The sequence below is a fragment of the Rhodococcus sp. SBT000017 genome (assembly GCF_003688915.1).
GTDB lineage: Bacteria > Actinomycetota > Actinomycetes > Mycobacteriales > Mycobacteriaceae > Rhodococcoides.
Genome location: NZ_REFU01000001.1, coordinates 2,218,305 through 2,237,739, shown reverse-complemented (window position 1 = coordinate 2,237,739; position 19,435 = coordinate 2,218,305). Strand labels below are relative to the sequence as shown.

Here is a 19,435-nt window from a genome sequence, read left to right as displayed (position 1 = left end):
TCCATCGAACAATCGGTTGCGGATGAGCTTGCTGCCACGGTGCACAGCCGGCCCACATCGCGCTCGCTAGTCTAGCGGCCAACCGTGTCGATCGTGAAGCAGGTTGCCGCTGGTCGTCACCGTCCCGGTCAGCGACGCGATCAGGTTCAGGTCGGTGCGGTGCTGGTGAGCGGTGAAATCGGCGATCGATTCGAGGCCGACGAAGCACTGGATATCGCGGGCGAAGGCGTCGAATGTCGTCGCCCTCCTCCTGCAAACGCGCGCGCAGTTGCCAGACGCACGCAAGATCGCCGTCGTATCGCTGTCTATTCCGCTCGCACCCTGACAAACGCGCGCGCGTTTGCGGATCCCGAAGCCCCGTCGGATCCCGAGGTCCCGCAATCCCGAGGCCCCGCAGCCGGAGCGCAGCCCCATCCCCACCACCTAATCCGCCGCGATAGCGTCCACGATGTTCAGTCGCGAGGCGTGCACGGCAGGCGGAGCCGAACCCAACAGCGACAGGCCGAGGGCGACGAGTCCGTACAGCAGCACCGACCAACTCGCGGTGTAGGCGACCGGAATTCCGATGCTGGCTCCGAGGATCAGGGTGCTCAGGTATTGCAGCCCCGCACCGATGATCAGGCCGAGGACACCACCGACGATGCCGACCGACAGTGCCTCGGCGAGCACCATCCGCGCCAGGGTTCCTCGGCCGCCGCCCATGGCGCGCAGTACCCCCAGTTCGCGTCGACGCTCGAGTACCGACAGTGTCAACGTGTTGAGCAATGCGACGGCAGCGACGAGCGCGACGATCCACTGCAACGCGATCGCCAATGCGCCGGACTGTCGGATGGCGGCACTCGTGCCCTCGAGAGCGGCAGCGCCGGTGTAGACGAAGGCCTCGGGTGGCAGCGCCGCACGAAGTGAATCCTGCACGGCGGCAACGTCTCCGTCGACACCGATCTCCAGGTAGGTCGCCCCGGGCCGGTCGTACCACCGCTGCATCGAATCCAACGAGATCGCCATGGTGCCGCCTGCGGCGTTGATGTAGTCGACCAGATCGAGCACCCGCACGTTCTGCACGCCGGTCGGCGTCGGCAGATCGATGGAGTCACCCTCGGAGACGCCCAACGTGGTGCCGAGCGCCTTCGAGAGCACCACTCCGTCGCCGGCCAGCACGCCGGATCGAATATCGTCCGATAGCGAGGCGAGAGTCACCGCATTGCTGCCGTCGGCGACGCCCTGGATGGATACCGTCTCGCCGTCGATCGTGGCATAAGCCCACTGCCCCTCGACGATGCGAGAGACCCCCGGTGTCGCCCGGACAGCGTCATCGACAGAGGCGGGAACGATCGGGCCCGACGGGATGGCGTCGGGCGAGGTCATCGACACGTACAGGTCGGTATCGGCCAAGGACGACAACGATTCGGCTGCCGAGTCGGTCATGTTGGTCAGCGAACCCGACACTCCCACACTGACTCCCACCGCGATCACGATCGTCATCACGGTCGCCCAGATACGCCGCGGGGCGCGCTCGATGGTGGCGGTCGCGAGGCGTCCGGCACCACCCCAGCGCCGGGGGACCGCTGCGGTGATCGACACGATCGGCCCCGTCGCGCCGACACACAGTGCGACGACGCCGAACATGAACAGCGCACCGGCCCCGAGGGTCAACTGCCCGTCGACGTTGACGGCGAACAGAAAGGATCCGGCGACGGCGAGTACGCCGAACACGGTCGCGGCCAGGTGAATCGCAGACCGGGTCCACCCGAGGTTTCTCCGCCGCCGACCGCGAGCGCCTCGATCGGCGAGATGCGGTACACCTGCACGGCGGCGACGGCCGAGGCACCGACACAGGCCAGCACGCATGCGACGATCGCCACCGGAATCGCGAATCCGGGCAGCACGTATTCGATCCGCGCATCGAATGCCTGCGAGAGGAACGGCGGCAGACTTTCGATCGCGATGCGGCCCATCGCGATTCCCAGCGGGACTCCGACTGCACCGCCGACGAGACCGACCAGTACGGACTCGAACAACAGGTCGCGGACGATATCGCCGCGGCGGCCACCGACTGCCCGGAGCAGAGAGATGGTGGGTCGACGCTTCGCGATAGCCATGTTCATGACGTTGAAGACGAGGAACGCCGCGACGACGAACGCGATGAGCGAGACCATCAGTGTCGCATTGCGAGTCAGGCTCATGGCCTGGTTCGCGCGGTCGGCCCGGAAGTCCGGATTCATCACCGACACCCGGCCCGCCAATGCGGCGTCCAGGTCGGTGCGCAGGGTATCGCCGCTACCGAGCACGAAGATCGAATCGAGCTGATCGGGGCGGTCGGTGAGCGTCTGAGCCGTCGGGATGAGCGCGACGGCGAACATGCCCCCGCCGATGCGCTGCGTACCCGGGCCGTCGACCACGCCGACCACCGCCGTCGGGACATCGTCGATGGTGACGGTGTCGCCCTGCGTCAGACCCGTTGCAGCTCCGACCAATACTCCGGCCGGATCGGTGAGCAATCCGGCCGCGTTGCCGACTGCGCCTTCCAGATCGGATTGCAGTGCCGTGATCGACGAGTCGACACCGAGAATCGTCAGGTCACCGACGTCGGACCGAACGGTGCTGCGCAGCAGTGGAACCGCCGTCTCGACGCCGGGAACAGCACGAACGGCGTCGAGTTCGCTCTCATCGAAGCCCGAGTCGGTGACACCGACGACCTCGTAGTTCGCGTTACCGGCGATCGACACCGCGAGACGCTCGACGGATCCGGTCAAGGATCCGTACGTGCCGAGGACGGCGATGAGCAACCCGGCCGCGACGGCGACGACGCCGGCCGAGACCAGCGAACGCACCCAGTGCATGCAAAGTTCCCGCAGGCTGATGACTCGAAATCTGCTGAGCGCGGTACCTATCACCGATCGAGGCCGGCCGTCGGGGTGTCGGTCTCGACGCGACCGTCGATCATGCTGACGATGCGATCGGTGGACCGTGCCGCCTCGAGGTCGTGGGTCGCCATCACCACTGCTCGACGCCCATCGCTGGCGTGCGCTACGTCGGCGAGGATCTCGAGGACGTTGTGGGAGGTCTTCGAATCGAGATTGCCGGTCGGTTCGTCGGCGATCAGCAGCGCCGGATCCATCATCAACGCCCGGGCGATCGCGATGCGCTGGATCTGACCGCCGGACAACTGTGCCGGACGGTGCTCGGATCGGTTCGAGAGTCCGACCATGTCGAGCAGACGCATCGCGTCGGACTTGGCCTTCTTGATGGGCGTGCCGTCGAGCAGCTTGGGAACGGCCACGTTCTCCCACGCGGACATCGTCGGCAGCAGGTTGAAGAACTGGAAGACGAACCCCACCTGGTGGCGTCGGAAATCGGATTGGGCGTTGTCGTCGAGGGTGGTGACCTCGACGTCGTCGAACCGGATGGAACCCGACGTGGGCGTGTCGAGTGCGCCGAGCATGTGCAGCAGCGTCGACTTACCAGCACCGGACGGCGCGACGAGCGAGACGAACTGGCCACCCTCGATCGTGAGATCGATACCGTCCAACGCGCGTACCGGTTGCTCGCCGGTGGGGTACTCCTTGACCACACCGGACAGCTCGAGCTTCAACTTCGCCATGCAACGATCCCCTGCTCCTCGAATACTTCCGACGCTACCTGCCGTCGGGTCGAGAAACCGGTCGGAGTTCTCAGATCACGCTGCGCCGCGCGAGGATTCGAGCCGTCGGGCCACCAGAGCGGCCTGCAGGTGTCGGATTCCCGAGGGACGGGTGGGGTCGAACCCGGTCAGCTGAGCGATCCGCTTGAGGCGGTAGTCGACGGTGTTGGTGTGCAGATGGAGCTGGCGAGCGGACCGCTGACGGTTCAGATCGTGCGAGATGTGGATCTCGAGGGTCTCGAGCAGCTCCGGTGACGAGTCGAGGGGCTCGAGGATCTGGGTCAGGTGGCGACGGCCGGGGCCGGGACGCGTGAGCTGGTACTCGAGCACCAGGTCGTCCATGCGGTACAGGCCGGACGGGCGGTGCAACTGGTGCGCCAACGACAGCAGTTCGTGTACCTGATCGGCTGCGGTGGGGATATCGGAAGTAGCGGCCTGCTCGGCGGTGACGGTGACGGGAACCTCGGCGGCGGTACCGATGCGATGCACCAGGGCCTCGACCCATTCGTCGTCGTGGTTGCCGGGAATGAGCACGGTGCCTCCCTCGGTGCTGAGCAGAGACAGGGGAGTGCGACCGCAGATCGTGGCCAGCTCGGCCTGGACGCGGCGCAGCTTTCTGCGGGCGGCGACGGTCTTCTGGATGTTGGGGTCGTTCTCGTCGGGGTGCGGCGGCACCGAGATGGCGAGTACGAGGTAGCTGTCGGCGAGTTCGATGCCGGATTGACGGGCCATCGAGACCGCGTTGTGGCCGCTGAGCAGCGAGGTCACCAGGGTGTGCGCTGCCGTGTGGTGCTCACTGGCCACCGCTTGGAGTTCCTCGACGTAGCTCTTGCTGGCCGCGATGGAGACCTTCTCCGACAGCAGCACGAACATCCGCGCGGCCTCGATCAGTTGAGCGGCGTCGCCCTCACCTGCCCTCTTGGACACGAGATTCCAGCCGATCTGGATGCCCTCGTGGTAGACGCTGAGGACGGACTCGAGGGGCACACCTTCGCGGGCCCACTGGCTGGCCTTGGCGCGAAGTTCGGCCAGGTCGGACTCGGCCGGAGCACGCCGTTCGTCGAGCATCTGCACGGCGATACTGATGCACTTGACGGTGAATTCGGTGACGTCGCCGTGGAGCTGCTCGCCCGGCAATGACCCGCAGGGGGTGTTGGCGGCGAAGTGCCCCACGAGGAGCCGCGCCACCGCGCGGAAGTCGCGAAGAGGAGCCGACGCAGGCTGACCCGCGACCATGATTCCGAGGCTAGTCCAGTTGTGAACGGTCACAGATCAACCCTTCGTGTTGGGTTCTTCAGGTCTTCGGAGAGCAAACTTACTTGCGCGTATCCATGCGCTTCCACGGCTCAATGTATGCAATCCCCGACGAAACCGCGGCGTTTTCGTACTTCAAGTTTGTTTCCTGGCCTCTAACAGGGTCGATCATAGGTTGTTATCAACGCGTGATCCACCATTTCGGCAAAACTCGTTGTGACCTATCTCGAGCGCGCGCCTCGAGCGCTTGCGACTTGCCCTAAACAATCGTCAAGCGGTTCACGACGGGAGGACGGCGGATCTACGTTGATCTCGGTCGGAGTGGGTGGACGGGCGTCGAAGGGGCGGGCATGCGCAGTGATATCGGGCAGTTCGCGGTTCTGCGAGAGCTGTTGCCGACCATCGAGGCGAATCTCGTTCGCCACCGCGCCGACGCCGTGCAGTGGGAACCGGCCGACTTCGTTCGGGCCGAGATGTACTGGGGTTCGCGTCCCTCGACCTTGACCGAAGCCGCCAAGGCAGCATTGGTGACCACTCTGCTTGTCGAACAGAACATTCCGCTGTACCGGCGGGATACTGCCATCTCCGAGATCGGGGTCTGGCCGTCGTGGCTCACGGAGTGGAGCGCCGAACGAACCCGGCACGCAGTGGCTGTCACCGACTACCTGGTGGCCACCCGCAGCGTCGATCCGATCGCCCTCGGTCGCGCACGAGCGCAGTGCATGACTGTGGGTTTCGACGCCCCGATGAACGGAGCACACCTGCTCCGGTCGCTGGCTCAGGTCGCCCTCGACGAGTCGGTCTCGAGTATCTGCCACCGCAACACCGCCGTTCAGTGCCACGATCCGGTCGCCGATCGCCTGCTCGGACGCATCGTCGCCGATCAGGACCTGCACGTCCGCTTCTTTTCCGACCTGGTCGCTGCGGCGTTGGAGGTTGCACCGTCGCTCACCGTCACGGCGATCACCGAGGTCGTCATGAACTTCCAGCTGCCGGGCACCAACCTGCCGGGGTTCGCTCGCAGCGCCATGCTCATCTCGCGGGACGGAATCTACGATCTACGTCGCCACCTCGATGAGGTCCTGCGTCCCCTGTTGGCGCAGTGGCGCATCTTCGAGCGCACCGATCTCGGTGCCGGAGCCCGCAGCCGCGACCAACTGGCCGACTATCTCGATCATCTCGACGCCCAGGACACCGCCACCGAGCTCAGCCGCACGCGAAGCCAGGAGTACGCAAACGCCTTGCGCGCCAGCTGACACCACATACCCCGGGGGGTCCGTGGGACCGGCGCCTCTTCGGTTCGATTCGAATCGAAGAGGCGCTTCGGCGGGACCCATCGACTAGCCTGAACTCCTATTCGTCATACGCCCGAGGCCTGGTTCTCGCGCAACGACCGGAGGCCCGAAACGTGACAGGCTCTCGACCGATCATCGTCGGCATCGACGGATCCGCCGCAGCGGACAAGGCCGTGATCTGGGCGGCGCTCTGTGCTCACCGACGCGATCGGCGATTGCACATCGTGACTGCCGTCGACATGCCAGGGGTTGTCGACCTGAGCGAATTCGCGGGCGAAGCAACCGAATTCGTGGCCACGGCCAAATCCAGATTGGTGGCGGCCGAAACTCTGGCGGCCCTGGTCGTCGACGATCCCGCCTTCGAGGTGACCTCGAGTGCCGTCGAGGGCGGTGTGATGGACGTTCTCATCGGCGTCTCGGCACAGGCCGAGATCCTGGTGATCGGGGCCAGCGAAACCGGCGCTGTCACACTCTCGTTGGCTGCGCACAGCGTCTCTCCGGTCGCGGTGGTGCGAGGCCGTGACATCGACGGTCGCCCGGTCGCCGAGGGGCCGGTCGTCGTCGGTATCGACGGCTCGGACGTCAACCAGGCTGCGGTCGAGTGGGCGTTCGTCGAAGCGTCGGCCCGTGAGGCCGTGTTGATCGCGGTGCACGTGTGGTCCGATGTCGATCTGACCCAGTCGTTCGGCCGTGCGCCCAAGGACTGGCAGGCCATCGCAGACGGTGAGGAGGCTCTGCTGGCAGAGAGCCTCGCCGGTTGGCAGGAGCGGTTCCCCGACGTCGAAGTGCAGCGCGTCGTCGCTCAGGACCGTCCGGTACGGGTTCTGAGTGGATTGTCCGAGACCGCAGCGTTGATCGTGGTGGGCAACCGGGGGCGCGGAGGATTCGGTGGAATGCTGTTGGGCTCCACGAGTTTCGCGCTCGTCAACACCGCGGACTGCCCGGTGCTGGTCGTGCGGAAAGCGCTCACATAGCGACGGTCAGCAGGAAGCTCACGTCTTCGAGGGCCTCGACGCTGTGGCGGGCGTCGGGGATGACGAGAAGGTCGCCGGTCGAGCCCTTCCAGGAGCGCTCACCGGAGATCAGTTCGAGCTTGCCGCTGAGAACCAGGACGGTCGACTCGCCGGAGAGGTCGTGTTCGGCCAGCTTGTTGCCGGCGGCCAGTGCCACGACCGTCTGTCGCAGGTGGCGTCGGTGACCGCCGTACACCGTCTGCGAACTGCGGCCACTCGACGCGCCGACTGCAAGCTTGAGCTGTTGGCGGGCAAGGGCGGTGAGTGACTTCTTGTCCATGATCGTCAGTATGACGCACCGCTCGCAGTCGCGACGGGGGAATCCTGAACGCGCTCAAGAAGGTTGGGTAGGCTTTCCGTACTCGACCCAACGGAATCGGGTTCCGTCGACCCGGCTGCTCTGCCACTCGCCTGCCGTCCCGACCCAGCCGTCGGGAATCTCGGGAGCCCTCGTATCGCCCTCGACGTCGAGGGCGACCTCCGTCACCTCCAGGTGGGTCGCGATATCCATTGCACTGCGATAGATTTCGCCGCCCCCCATGATCCACACCGCGCTCTCGCCCACCAGGGCCACGGCGTCGGAAACACTCGGTGCGTTCTCGGCACCGTCAGCGGTCCACGAGGAGTTGCGGGTGACCACGATGTTGCGACGGCCCGGCAGCGGACGGAACTTTGCAGGCAGTGAGTCCCATGTCTTACGGCCCATGATCACCGGATGCTCGGCCGTCTTCGACTTGAAGTGCGCCATGTCCTCGGGGATGTGCCATGGGATGGACCCGGCGTCCCCGATGACGCCCGCGGTGGTCTGGGCCCAGATCAGACCCACGAAGTGCGGTGCACTCACACCGCTACCGGTGCCTTGATCGCCGGGTGGTGCTGGTAGTCCACGATCTCGATGTCCTCGTAGGTGTAGTCGAAGATCGAATCCCGTTGCGCCAGTTTCAGAGTGGGGTAGGGGTACGCCTCGCGCGAGAGCTGCTCGGTGACCTGATCGCGGTGGTTGTCGTAGATGTGGCAATCGCCGCCGGTCCAGACGAACTCGCCGACCTCGAGGCCGGTCTGCGCCGCCACCATGTGCGTGAGCAGCGCGTAGCTGGCGATGTTGAACGGCACACCGAGAAACATGTCTGCACTGCGCTGGTAGAGCTGGCACGAGAGCTTGCCGTCGGCCACGTAGAACTGGAAGAACGCGTGGCACGGCGGCAACGCCATCCGCGGGATCTCGCCGACGTTCCAGGCCGAGACGATCATCCGCCGCGAATCCGGATCGGTCTTCAGGGTCTCGATGACCTGGCTGATCTGATCGATGTGCTCGCCCGACGGGGTGGGCCACGACCGCCACTGCACGCCGTAGACGGGGCCGAGCTCGCCGTCCGGAGCAGCCCACTCGTCCCAGATGCTCACGCCGTGCTCCTGCAGCCACGTGGCGTTCGAGTCCCCGCGCAGGAACCACAGCAACTCGTAGACGATGGACTTGAGATGGACCTTCTTGGTGGTGATCAACGGGAAGCCCGCTGCCAGATCGAAGCGCATCTGATGCCCGAACGCGCTGGTGGTGCCGGTTCCCGTGCGGTCGGATTTCGCCGTCCCGGTATCGAGGATGCGGCGTAGCAGATCTTCGTACGGAGTCGGAACCATCACGACGGTCATCGTAGCTGCATACTGGACACATGCCGGAATTACCCGAGGTGGAAGCCCTTGCCGGCTTTCTGCGCGAGCATGCCGTCGGTGCCGTGATCGGTCGAATCGACATCGCCGCGCTGAGCGTTCTCAAGACGTTCGATCCGCCGATCACCGAGCTGCAGGGCAAGGACGTCACCGATGCCGCCCGCTTCGGAAAGCACCTGGCGCTCCGGGCCGGTGACCTCTGGCTGATCACCCATCTCTCCCGCGGAGGATGGCTGCGGTGGGTGGACAACCCCAGCGTCGCACCGCCGAAGCCGGGCAAAGGACCCCTGGCGCTGCGGATCCACTTCTTCACCCCCGAGGGAGCGACGCCCGCCGTCGATCTCACCGAAGCGGGCACCAAGAAGCGGCTGGCGGTATGGGTGGTGCGCGACCCGCAACAGGTCGCGAGTATCGCCCGGCTCGGACCCGACGCCCTGACGGTCACCGAACTCGAATTCGCCGAGACTCTCGCCGGCACCACCGCGCGACTGAAGACCTCGTTGGTGGACCAGTCGCTGTTGGCCGGCATCGGCAATGCCTACTCGGACGAGATACTCCACGTCGCGAAGCTCTCGCCCTTCGCGTCGTCGAGCAAGCTCGACCCCGCATCCGTCGGCGCGCTCTATGCTGCGATGCGCTCGGTCCTGGCCGACGCGGTGGATCGCTCGGCCGGGCAGGATGCGGCGCGTCTGAAGGGGGAGAAGCGATCGGGGATGCGCGTGCACGCCAGAACCGGACTTCCTTGCCCGGTGTGCGGCGACCCGGTACGCGAAGTCGCCTACGTCGATCGCTCTTTTCAGTACTGCTCGACGTGCCAGACGGCCGGCAAGATTCTCGCCGACCGTCGCATGTCGCGACTGCTCAAGTGACGGGTTCGAGCTTCTGGCTGTCGTAGCCTCGGTAGCCTTCCCACGCCTTGCGCCGGTCGCTGCGCGGGTCCTTCTGTACCCGGGTGCGGGTGTCGAAGATCAATGTTCGACGCGAGTCCTCGTCGTACGCCGGCCACGACTCCAACGGTTTTCCGTTGGTGGCGAACGCAATCCAGTTGGACTGCACCTGTTCGGTGACCTCGGCGAATACCTTCCGTCCGCCGGTCAGTGTGAGCGCCTTGCCGAAGAGGGTCGCGTTGATGCCGAACACGGCGAACAGCTCGAAGCCGTGGGTGGCGTCGAAGCCGAGCACCTTCAGCGACCGTGGAGCGAAGTCGAAACGGTAGAAGTACGTGGGCGCATGACGCGAATGCCCTTCGGCCACTTCGAGAGACGGCTTCCAGAAGGTGAAGTCGCCACCGAAGTCGATGGCTGCCCGCTCACTGGGGTAGCCCCGGTAGCCTGAAGTGACCACCGCTTCGGCGTCGGGATCGGTGAGAGAGAACAGCTTGGTGATGCGCTCGGGGTTGGTGGGCAGTGCGTCGAGGAACTTCGGAAACAGCGTTCCCTCACGGGCATTGGTGCCGATGATCAGTGGGACGCGGTGCGCGGTTCCGTTCGCGTAGGCCTCGACCGGGCTGACCGGGAGGAAGTCCCCGTCGATCACCGGGCCGAACGGAAGCAGGCCGGGAGTGCGGTGCAACGTGGTGAGTCCCAGCTTGGTGCCCGCCCGTCCGAGCCGTAGTACCTCGGCGTTCTCGAGGGTCTCGGCAGCGTTCTCGGCGGTGCCGCCGAGGTAGCCGACGTACTCGCGTGCCCACTGATCGGCACGTTCCTTGGTGGCGGTCATGCCGGGGGCCGAGCTCTCGGAAATGGCCTGAGCGAAAAGACCTTTCGCAGTGGGAACCGTCATGAGAGTAGTGACGGCATTGCCGCCGGCGGATTCGCCGAAGATGGTGACGTTGTTCGGATCGCCACCGAAGTTCGCGATGTTGCGCTGCACCCATTCCAGGGCCGCAACCTGATCTCGCAACCCCAGGTTGGAGTCGAACGGCCGCTCGGGAGTGGAGAACTGGGACATGTCGAGGTAGCCCAGAGCGCCGAGTCGGTAGTTGACCGAGACGTAGATGATGCCGTCGCCGTCCTTCAGCGAGCGGCGCACCAGGGAACCGCCGCCGTACAGGGGAGTGGCCGACGTGCCGAGGGTGTAGGCACCACCGTGAATGAACACCATGACCGGACGCGGACTCGCGCTCGGTGTGCTCGGGGCCAGCACGTTGAGCGTCAGGCAGTCCTCGCTCGACGGTTGGTACTTGCCGATCGCGAGCATCGTGCCCCGCTTGTGCTGAACGGAGGCGTTACCCCACTCGGTGGCGTCGCGCACGCCCGACCACGGTTCGGTGGGTTGGGGCGCTCGGAACCGAAGCGGTCCGACGGGCGGGGCGGCGTAGGGAATGCCACGCCAGGTGGTGAGGTCGCCCACCGGCTTCCCCTCGATGATGCCGTCGGAGGTGGTCACGCGCGTCGTCACAGCCATGTCGCGAGTGTACTGATGGGTTCTTACCCGTGGGTAAGAACCGGCGGAGATCGGCACCGGGCAGACTCGAGTGCATGCCTTTCGAGTACCGCGCCGAGATCGTGCAGCTGCTGCGCTCGCCCACCCACGCCTACTTCGGTAGATCCAAGGACGGCCCTGCCGAGGTGGCGACCGACCTGCCGACCAGCGTCGAGATCGCGGCACACAAAGGCATCCGTGGAGATCGGTTCTTCGGGGTGAAGGCGCACACGGAAGCGGCGGTGAGCTTTCTTGCCGTGGAGGCATGGGAGGCGGTAGGAGATGTGCTCGGCGTCGAAGTGCCCGATCCGTCGGTGGCCAGGCGCAACGTCGTCGTGCGCGGACTCGAACTCGACCCGCTGCGAGGTCTGGAATTCGAGCTCGACTCCGGCGACGGCTGGATTCGGTTCCGTGGTGGCCGACCGGCCCATCCGTGCGCGTGGATGGACCGCATGGTGGTCGACGGCGCACGTAAGGCCCTGATCGGTCGCGGCGGACTGCGGGTCGAACCACTGTCCGACGGAATCCTGCGGGTCGGGGAACTCATGGTCCGCTCGCCCGTCGAACTCGACGCCTCGCGGGCCGCGCTGTCGGTCAGGCGCGCTCAGCCGATCTGACCTGGCCTTCCCTCGACTGTCGGGGTTCTTCGCCGCCTGCCTTCTTGCTCACGAAGCAAATGTGTGCCCATAATGTGGGTATTGGTGTGACGGATCACACCGAGCCGCACGCGATGGCGTCGGTCACTCTCGATCGGAAAGAACTGCCGATGTCCGACATGTGGATCGTGATCAACACCGTCGTCGCCGTGCTGGCGGTGGTGGTCTTCATCGTTCGTTTTCACTTCAACCCGGTGATCTCGCTGGTACTCGGGGCCGCGTACCTGGGACTGGCGACGAAGCTGGGAGTTTCGACCACCGTCGATACGATCACCGGCGGATTCGGTGAGATCATGGCCGAGGTCGGCCTGCTCATCGCGTTCGGTGTTCTGATGGGTTCGGTGCTGCAGGAGATGAGTGCCATTCAGCGTCTGGTCGGCACGTTGCTCAGAACCTTCGGTCCCAAACGGCTCCCGTACGCACTGTCGCTGACCATCGCGACTCTGCTGCAGTCCATCTTCCTCGACGTGCTGTTGGTGATCTCCGCCCCGCTCGCACGCAACCTCGCACCCAAGATCGGCAAGTACGGCACCGCACGGATGGCCACGGCGCTGGCGATCGCGCTCGAATGCGGCATCGTGTTCATGGTCCCCGGTGTCGCGACGCTCGCGCTGGCCGGACTGCTCGGGGTGCCGCTGGGCAAGATGATGATCTACGGACTGATCCTGATCGTGCCCGTCGTCGTGCTGTCGGTCGCCATCATGTCGTTCGTGTTCCGACACGGATGGTGGAACGAGGAGAAGGACGAGCAGCAGATCACCGTAGTCGAGCAGCCTGTGGTCCCGGAGCCTGCCGATTCCGACGACGAGCACCTCGAAACCGGAGGTGGTGTAGCCCAGAAGGTGCGCACCGAGAAGCAGACGTCGCTGCTGGTGTTGCTCTCGCCGCTGCTGCTCGCGCTCGTCCTCATCGCGATCGGTGCCGTTCTCGAAGTCGCCGAAATATCGGTTCCCGTAGTCGAATTCATCGCCAGCCCGGTCATCGCGCTCCTCATCGGCCTGGTGGGGACGTGCCTCATCGGTCGCTACCACGTCGGTCAGGCTCGGGTGGAGAAAGCTCTCGCCCGTGGCTTCGCCGAGAGCGGTCAGATCCTGATCCTCACCGGTGTCGGCGGATCGCTCGCGGCCGTCATCAACGAGGCAGGTCTCGGCGACATCCTCGGCCAGTACTTCACGGCCAGCACCGCAGCGCCGCTACTGATGGTGTGGGTCATCGCTGCCGCGCTGCACATCGCCGTCGGATCGGTGACGATCTCCGCCATCACCTCGGCCGGCATCCTCGCCCCGGTCGCTCCGCTGATCGGTCTCGACCCGGTGTTCATCGCGCTTGCTGCCGGTGCCGGATCGCTATTCGCCGTGCACGTCACCAGCAACACGTTCTGGCTGCTGCAGTCCTTGATGGGTCAGTCGACCCGGGGCACACTCAAGACGTGCTCGGTGGGCGTCTCGGTGGCATCGGTCATCGCCATCGCGTTGATCGTGCCGATGAGCTGGATCCTGCCAGCCCTGATTCTGCAAGTACCGAAAGGAACACGATGGCACTGCCGCTCAGCGGAGTTCGAGTTCTCGAGCTCGGCAACTACATCGCCGCCCCCACTGCGGCGCGCATGCTCGCCGACTTCGGTGCCGAGGTCATCAAGGTCGAACGGCCGGGAACCGGCGACGAGCTTCGCAACTGGCGGCTGTACTCCGGCACCACGTCGATGCTCTATCGCACGATCAACCGCAACAAGAAGTCGATCGTGCTCGACCTGCGTACCGAACAGGGCCGCAAGGACGTCGTCGACCTCGCAGCGAAGTGCGACATCGTGCTCGAGAACTTCCGGCCCGGCACACTGGAGAAATGGGGTATCTCCCCGGAAGTGCTCAGCGCAGCCAACCCCGAATTGATCATCACGCGCATCTCGGCCTTCGGCCAGACGGGCCCCATGTCGCAGCGACCCGGATTCGCTGCCGTCGCAGAGGCATACGGCGGCTTCCGCAATCTCGTGGGTGATCCGGATCGGCCGCCCGTCCGGGTAGGAGTGTCGATCGGAGACTCCATCGCCGGGCTGTACGCGGCGTTCGGATGCGTCATGGCCCTGTTTCAACGGCAGACCCAGCGCGCGGCGCAGGCACCGGACTTGTCGCTGGCACAGCGTTCCATCGATGTGGCGCTGAACGAATCGATTCTGTCGATGATGGAATCACTGATTCCGGACTACCTCGCCTACGGTGTCGAACGCGAGCGCACCGGCGGCCGGATGGAAGGCATCGCACCCTCGAACGCCTACCCGTGCAACGACGGTCATTCGATCATCATCGCCGGCAACGGCGACGCGATCTTCCAGCGCTACATGGAGACCATCGATCGTCCCGATCTGGGAGCCGACCCGGACCTGGTGTCCAACGCCGGCCGGTGGCGTCGACGCGACGAGTTGGACGCAGCCATCTCGGCCTGGACCGGATTGCATTCTCGCGAGCAGGCTTTGAAGATTCTCGACGCCGCCGGGGTGCCGTCGGGTCCGATCTACACCGCGGCGGACATCGTCGCCGACGAACAGTACGCCGCCCGCAACATGATTCAGCACTTCCCGGTCGACACCGGAGCCGACGAGCCCACCGACGTCGGCTTCGTCGGCGTCGTCCCGGTGATCGGTGACGCGTCCCTGCCGATTCGTTCGGTCGGACCGGATCTCGGCGAACACACCAGGGAAGTACTGTCGACTCTGCTCGGCCGCACCGACGAAGAGATGGGCCTCTAGATGTACCGATTCGCTCCCGCCGCCGAGCTTCGCGACGTCACGATGCGCGACGGCCTGCAGCTCACGGGCAAGATGCTCTCCACCGAACGAAAGCTCGAGATCATCAGGGCCCTCATCGAACTCGGCGTGCCTTCACTCGAAATCGGATCGATGGCGCGGGGCGACAAGGTGCCCCCGATGGCCAACACCCTCGAGGTGATCGGTGAGCTCACCGCCGCCGAACTCGCACGATGCTGGGTGTGGGTCGCCATTCCCCGTCACGTCGAGAAGGCCGCTGCCGCCGGGGCCCGCAATTTCCAGTACTGCTTCTCCGCGTCGGACTCGCACAATCAGGCCAACATCGGCCGTACCACCGAGGTGTCGCTGGCTGCGATGCCCGACGCCGTCGACATCACTCGATCGGTGGGAGGTGAAATCGAGCTGTGTATCGCGACCTCCTTCACCTGCCCATTCGAGGGGCAGGTGCAGCCGGACCGGGTCATCGAGATCGCCAACGACGAACGAGCAACCGGTGCAACGGATATCGTCATCTGCGACACCCTCGGGCAGGCGGTTCCGGTGCAGGTCTCGTCGCTGATCTCGCGGGTCCGCGCGGAAACCCCCGACCGCAGAGTGGTGTTCCACGGTCACGACACATGGGGCCTGGGCGTCGCGAACACTCTCGCCGCGATCTCTGCCGGAGCAACGATGGTCGACGGTTCGCTCGGCGGACTCGGCGGTTGCCCATTCGCTCCGGGGGCCAGCGGTAACACCTCGTCGGAGGACATCCTCTTCGCCACCCGGCCGGACTGGTTCGAGCCGAAAACGTTGGCGACCATGGTGGACCTGTCCGAGGAACTGCTCACCGAACTGGGCGAGCCCATGCGATCGAAAACCGTTCAGGGTGCACGGTCCGAGGCGCGTGCTTTCGAGTGGGTCGTATGAGCCGCATCCTCGTCACCACCGAGATCCCGGCACCGGGCATGGACATCCTGCGCGCCGCGGGCGACGTCGACCTGCGGGAGGTCGATCACGATCAGTTGGTCGACGCCTGCGCCTCGGGGGACTACTCCGTTGTCGTTTCCCAGTTGCGTGATCGGTTCGACGCGGCGCTGCTGGCCTCGGCATCCCTGGTCGGGATATCGAACTACGCCGTCGGATTCGACAACATCAACATCGGAGCCGCAACCGAACGCGGCATCACCGTCGCCAATACGCCCGGGGTGCTGACGGATTCGACCGCCGACATCGCGATGCTGCTCATCCTGTCCACGGCCCGCCGAGCCGTCGAGGCCGATGCGTTCGTCCGCTCCGGCTCGTTCACCGGGTGGGAGCCCGAACTGCTTCTCGGCAGCGATGTCTCGGGCCGGGTGCTGGGGCTGGCCGGCTTCGGCCGCATTGCCCGCGCCACCGCGCGTCGGGCACTGGGCTTCGGTATGACGGTCAAGTTCTGTCCGCGCCCACCCGGCGACCGTACGGTCTCCGAGAACGAGCTCGGCGAGTTCGACGGTCGCGTCGAGCACGCATCCTGGGACGAGATCGTCACGACCAGCGACTTTCTGTCCCTGCATGTTCCGCTGTCGGACTCCACCCACCATCTGGTGGACGCCACCGTACTCGGGGCGATGAAACCGTCGGCGATCGTGATCAACACCGCGCGAGGACCGGTGATCGACGAGGCCGCTCTGGTGACCGCGCTTCGCGAGGGGACCGTTGCCGCAGCAGGATTGGACGTCTACGAGCGCGAGCCATCTCTCGAGCCCGGCCTGGCGGATCTGCCCAACACGGTGCTACTCCCACATGTGGGGAGCGCGACGGTGTCGGTGCGTTCGGAGATGGCGCGGCTGTGCGCTACCAACGCAGCGGCGATGTTCGGCGGTTCGATGCCTCCGCATCCGGTGAATCCCGACGCCTGGTCTCACGCGGGATAGCGGCCGCCGAGGGTTCTCGTGATCCGCTCGGCGTGGGAGATCAGCAGATCCACCCAGTCCTCGCACTGCGACTGCGGCATCCGCAATGTAGGTCCGCTGATGGTGACGGCACCGACGGTGTCCGCGGCCGAATCGAACACCGGTGCGGACAGTCCCGACGCGCCGGTCTCGCGCTCGCCGGTGGTGATCGCGTAGCCGTCGGCTCTGGTCTGCGCCAACAGGGTTCGCATCGTCTCGGCTTCGGTCACCGTCTGCGCGGTCATCGATTCGAGTTCACGGGAGAGGACACGCTCGGCCAGCTCGTCGTCCCAGGCCAGCAGGACGCGGCTGGCCGATCCCGCGCTGAGCGGGATCACCTTGCCGACGTACATGTCCCGGCGCAATGCATGGCGGGTCTCGGCGATGGCGACACACACGCGGTAGTTCTGCTCCGGCCGAAAGAAACACGCGGTCTCGGTGGTCAGATCCCGCATGTCCTTGAGCACAGGGTTGACGACCGACAGCACGTCGAGGTCCTTGGTCGCCGTCGCCGCCCAGTAGGCCATCCGCACCCCGATGCGAATGCGATCGCCGCCCCGGTCCAGAAATCCTTGCTGCACAAGGTTGGTGACGAGGCGCTGCACCGTCGAGGTGGGCAGGCCGGTGGTCTGTTGGATCTCACCGAGCGTCATCGACGGACGGTCGAACGAGAAGGCGTCGAGAATCTCGGTGATCTTGCCCAGCACGAGAAGCGGTTGCTGCTTCGACGCGCTCTCGGTGGTCACCCGACCAATCTACTCGTCACACACGGCCGAGGAGGCGGTTGATCGGTGCTGTCAGCAACAGAACGAGCAGCGACCACAGGCCCAACGGCGTGAACGCCAGTCCGAGGGCGACCAGGATGAGAACCGAGGTGATCGCGCCGTTGCGCACGCTGCCGTGGCTCGGTGCGTCGTCGGCGACGATGTTCGGATGCCGGGAGACGATGACATCGGCAACGAACATCGCGATGACCGACACTGCGATGGTCGCGACATACAGCGGCGCCGCGCTCGCGTCGTACCCGCTCTTCTCGGCGATCAACTTGGTGGGGAACGGCAGGAACACGATCGCGAGCAACCAGACGAAGTTCACCCACATCAGACCGCGGGTGTAGCCGACCAGGTTGCGGAACACGCGATGATGGCTCAGCCACTGCGAGAAGATGATCAGAAAGCTGAGCACGAATGCGAACAGCTCGACGCCGTGATCACGCAGAATATCGACGAATTGTGCACTGTCGTCCGGTTCGGCCAGCTCCACCAAGGGAAGAATGAGCAGTGTTGCGGCAATGGCGACCACGGCGTCGCTGAAGTTGACCAGTCTCTCGAAACCCCGCTCGTATTCCATGCCGGCAATTGTGCCCGTTCGATTACTCAGCGACGAGATTCGAGCAGCCGAAGCCAGATTTCGCTGACCGTCGGGTACGACGGCACCGCATGCCACAGGTCGTCGAGCGAAACCTTGCCGACCACAGCCACAGTGGCCGCGTGGACCAGTTCTGCGACACCCGGACCGACGAAGGTCGCGCCGACTATCGTGTCGGCGGCGCGGTCGATCACCAGCTGTGCGCGCCCCGAGTAATCGTCCTGCTGCAGAGACGAACCCGCGACGGCGATGTCCTGCGCGACGATCTCGACGTCGATGCCCGCCGCCCTGGCCGTGGCCTCGGTCAGCCCGACGGAGGCCACCTCGAGCGGAGTGAACACCACTTGGGGAACCTGACGGTGATCCGCAGTTGCACGGAATCTCTTGCTGTCCAACGGCTTTCCCTCGGCCCTGGTGGCGATGACGTCGCCGGCCACCCGGCCCTGGTATTTGCCCATGTGCGTCAGCGGCGCTCGTCCGTTGACGTCGCCCACCGCGTAGAGCCACTCGTGGCCGGGAACGTTCAGATGATCGTCGACGTCGATGTAGCGCCCCTCCTCGAGTCCGAGAGTGGACAACCCGAGGTCCGCACTCGCCGGAGTGCGGCCCGCGGCGACGAGAATTTCGTCGACCGTGATCTCGGTGCCGTCGACGACGAGACCGACCGGGCCACCGTGGATCCGGCCGATGCCGGTGTCGGCCGGGTTCTCTCGGGACACGGACTCGAGGGAGGCGTCGAGCATGATCGTGGTGCCGCGCTTCTTCAGAGCCTCGGCGACGAGTTCGCCTGCGAACGGCTCGGAGCCGGCCAGCAGCGACGAGCCGCGCACGATCATCGTCACCTTCGCCCCGAGCGAGAGCAACCAGGTGGCCGCTTCCGTCGCGACGACGCCACCGCCGATGATCGCGATATGACCCGGGGTCTCGTGAATGTTGGTGGCATCGCGGGAGATCCACGGCCGGGCGTCGCGCAGGCCGGGTGTGTTCGGTACCGATGCAGTGGTTCCGGTGGCGAGAACGACTGCGTGCCGCGCGGTCAGCGTACGGCCGTCGACCTCGACGGTTTTCTCCCCGGTGAGGCGTCCGTGACCGCGGATGACGGAGATCCCTGCCGACTCTGCCCACGTCATCTGGGAGGAATCGTCGAGGCCGTGGGTGAAGGACTCTCGTCGGGCCAGGACGGCGTCGGCATCGAGGGGCTGATCGCCGACCAGTTCCTTGACCCCCGGCATGTTTCGTGCGGTGTCGAGAACCTCGCTGGGGCGCAGCAGCGCCTTGCTCGGCATGCACGCCCAGTACGAGCATTCGCCGCCGAGCAGTTCTTGCTCGACGATCACGGCGGTGCGGTCGCTGCCTGCAATCGCGTACTGCGCGGCATTCTCGCCGACCGGTCCACCGCCGATGACGATGACATCGAATTCCGAGCTTTCTGAGGCCATTGCTCCA

Annotated in this window: 19 protein-coding genes and 1 pseudogene; 8 read left to right on the top strand and 12 right to left on the bottom strand. The window is 65.5% G+C overall.

The genetic code is table 11. The features are described from left to right. Window positions 1–66 precede the first annotated feature (66 nt). The 5 genes from AYK61_RS10155 to AYK61_RS10135 form a co-directional block, all read right to left on the bottom strand. Window positions 67–414: a hypothetical protein gene (locus tag AYK61_RS10155; RefSeq protein ID WP_147458309.1), complete on the bottom strand. Its 348-nt coding sequence runs from the start codon at window positions 412–414 to the stop codon at window positions 67–69. Between the two features lie 9 nt (window positions 415–423). After that, window positions 424–1,713: an ABC transporter permease gene (locus tag AYK61_RS10150; protein ID WP_183130226.1), complete on the bottom strand. Its 1,290-nt coding sequence runs from the start codon at window positions 1,711–1,713 to the stop codon at window positions 424–426. After that, a complete protein-coding gene (locus AYK61_RS10145; RefSeq protein ID WP_121870702.1) occupies window positions 1,650–2,840 on the bottom strand; it encodes an ABC transporter permease in 1,191 nt (396 codons plus the stop codon). Before AYK61_RS10145 ends, AYK61_RS10150 begins: the two co-directional genes overlap by 64 nt. 50 nt (window positions 2,841–2,890) lie before the next feature. After that, a complete protein-coding gene (locus AYK61_RS10140) occupies window positions 2,891–3,592 on the bottom strand; it encodes an ABC transporter ATP-binding protein (RefSeq protein WP_121872633.1) in 702 nt (233 codons plus the stop codon). Between the two features lie 84 nt (window positions 3,593–3,676). Then, a complete protein-coding gene (locus AYK61_RS10135; protein WP_259468002.1) occupies window positions 3,677–4,876 on the bottom strand; it encodes a CdaR family transcriptional regulator in 1,200 nt (399 codons plus the stop codon). A gap of 368 nt (window positions 4,877–5,244) precedes the next feature. Between AYK61_RS10135 and AYK61_RS10130 the strand changes: the two genes are divergently transcribed. Then, entirely contained in the window at window positions 5,245–6,150 is a 906-nt protein-coding gene (locus tag AYK61_RS10130) for an acyl-ACP desaturase (protein WP_121870700.1), read from the top strand. A 152-nt stretch (window positions 6,151–6,302) separates the two neighbouring features. After that, the gene (locus tag AYK61_RS10125) at window positions 6,303–7,163 is read left to right on the top strand and encodes a universal stress protein (RefSeq protein WP_121870699.1); all 861 of its coding nucleotides are present in this window, start codon (window positions 6,303–6,305) and stop codon (window positions 7,161–7,163) included. Here the strand turns inward: AYK61_RS10125 and AYK61_RS10120 are convergent. Genes AYK61_RS10120 through AYK61_RS10110 form a run of 3 tightly spaced genes read right to left on the bottom strand, consistent with a single transcriptional unit; the run spans window position 7,156 to window position 8,843 of the window. Beyond that, complete coding sequence (locus tag AYK61_RS10120; protein ID WP_032395790.1) at window positions 7,156–7,482, bottom strand: cupin domain-containing protein; 327 nt, start codon at window positions 7,480–7,482, stop codon at window positions 7,156–7,158. The two genes, AYK61_RS10125 and AYK61_RS10120, sit on opposite strands and share 8 nt — an antisense overlap. Before the next feature lie 54 nt (window positions 7,483–7,536). Then, window positions 7,537–8,046 carry a dihydrofolate reductase gene (locus tag AYK61_RS10115; RefSeq protein WP_272913861.1) on the bottom strand — a complete coding sequence of 170 codons (510 nt, stop codon included), beginning with the start codon at window positions 8,044–8,046 and terminating at the stop codon, window positions 7,537–7,539. Further along, window positions 8,043–8,843 carry a thymidylate synthase gene (locus tag AYK61_RS10110; protein WP_121872631.1) on the bottom strand — a complete coding sequence of 267 codons (801 nt, stop codon included), beginning with the start codon at window positions 8,841–8,843 and terminating at the stop codon, window positions 8,043–8,045. Before AYK61_RS10110 ends, AYK61_RS10115 begins: the two co-directional genes overlap by 4 nt. 29 nt (window positions 8,844–8,872) lie before the next feature. On the opposite strand from AYK61_RS10110, the gene AYK61_RS10105 reads away from it, so the two are divergent. Beyond that, the gene (locus AYK61_RS10105) at window positions 8,873–9,739 is read left to right on the top strand and encodes a DNA-formamidopyrimidine glycosylase family protein (RefSeq protein ID WP_121870698.1); all 867 of its coding nucleotides are present in this window, start codon (window positions 8,873–8,875) and stop codon (window positions 9,737–9,739) included. Here the strand turns inward: AYK61_RS10105 and AYK61_RS10100 are convergent. Beyond that, window positions 9,732–11,276, bottom strand: a complete 1,545-nt coding sequence (locus AYK61_RS10100) for a carboxylesterase/lipase family protein (protein ID WP_121870697.1) — start codon at window positions 11,274–11,276, stop codon at window positions 9,732–9,734. The two genes, AYK61_RS10105 and AYK61_RS10100, sit on opposite strands and share 8 nt — an antisense overlap. A gap of 74 nt (window positions 11,277–11,350) precedes the next feature. Here AYK61_RS10100 and AYK61_RS10095 point away from each other — a divergent pair, with 74 nt between their 5' ends. The 5 genes and pseudogenes from AYK61_RS10095 (at window position 11,351) to AYK61_RS10075 (ending at window position 16,603) form a co-directional block, all read left to right on the top strand. Continuing rightward, on the top strand, window positions 11,351–11,911 hold the full coding sequence (locus AYK61_RS10095) for a molybdenum cofactor biosysynthesis protein (RefSeq protein ID WP_121870696.1): 561 nt from the start codon (window positions 11,351–11,353) through the stop codon (window positions 11,909–11,911). Between the two features lie 149 nt (window positions 11,912–12,060). Continuing rightward, a pseudogene (locus tag AYK61_RS10090) lies at window positions 12,061–13,449 on the top strand (GntP family permease); the annotation flags it as partial. Between the two features lie 35 nt (window positions 13,450–13,484). Continuing rightward, the gene (locus AYK61_RS10085; RefSeq protein WP_121870695.1) at window positions 13,485–14,693 is read left to right on the top strand and encodes a CaiB/BaiF CoA-transferase family protein; all 1,209 of its coding nucleotides are present in this window, start codon (window positions 13,485–13,487) and stop codon (window positions 14,691–14,693) included. Then, complete coding sequence (locus AYK61_RS10080) at window positions 14,694–15,617, top strand: hydroxymethylglutaryl-CoA lyase (protein WP_121870694.1); 924 nt, start codon at window positions 14,694–14,696, stop codon at window positions 15,615–15,617. After that, window positions 15,614–16,603, top strand: a complete 990-nt coding sequence (locus AYK61_RS10075; protein WP_121870693.1) for a D-glycerate dehydrogenase — start codon at window positions 15,614–15,616, stop codon at window positions 16,601–16,603. Before AYK61_RS10080 ends, AYK61_RS10075 begins: the two co-directional genes overlap by 4 nt. Here the strand turns inward: AYK61_RS10075 and AYK61_RS10070 are convergent. Genes AYK61_RS10070 through AYK61_RS10060 form a run of 3 tightly spaced genes read right to left on the bottom strand, consistent with a single transcriptional unit; the run spans window position 16,591 to window position 19,428 of the window. After that, the gene (locus AYK61_RS10070) at window positions 16,591–17,367 is read right to left on the bottom strand and encodes an IclR family transcriptional regulator (protein ID WP_121870692.1); all 777 of its coding nucleotides are present in this window, start codon (window positions 17,365–17,367) and stop codon (window positions 16,591–16,593) included. The genes AYK61_RS10075 and AYK61_RS10070 overlap by 13 nt on opposite strands. A gap of 16 nt (window positions 17,368–17,383) precedes the next feature. Then, window positions 17,384–17,971: a TMEM175 family protein gene (locus AYK61_RS10065; RefSeq protein ID WP_121870691.1), complete on the bottom strand. Its 588-nt coding sequence runs from the start codon at window positions 17,969–17,971 to the stop codon at window positions 17,384–17,386. A 26-nt stretch (window positions 17,972–17,997) separates the two neighbouring features. Continuing rightward, window positions 17,998–19,428: an NAD(P)/FAD-dependent oxidoreductase gene (locus AYK61_RS10060; RefSeq protein ID WP_121870690.1), complete on the bottom strand. Its 1,431-nt coding sequence runs from the start codon at window positions 19,426–19,428 to the stop codon at window positions 17,998–18,000. Window positions 19,429–19,435: the final 7 nt, after the last annotated feature.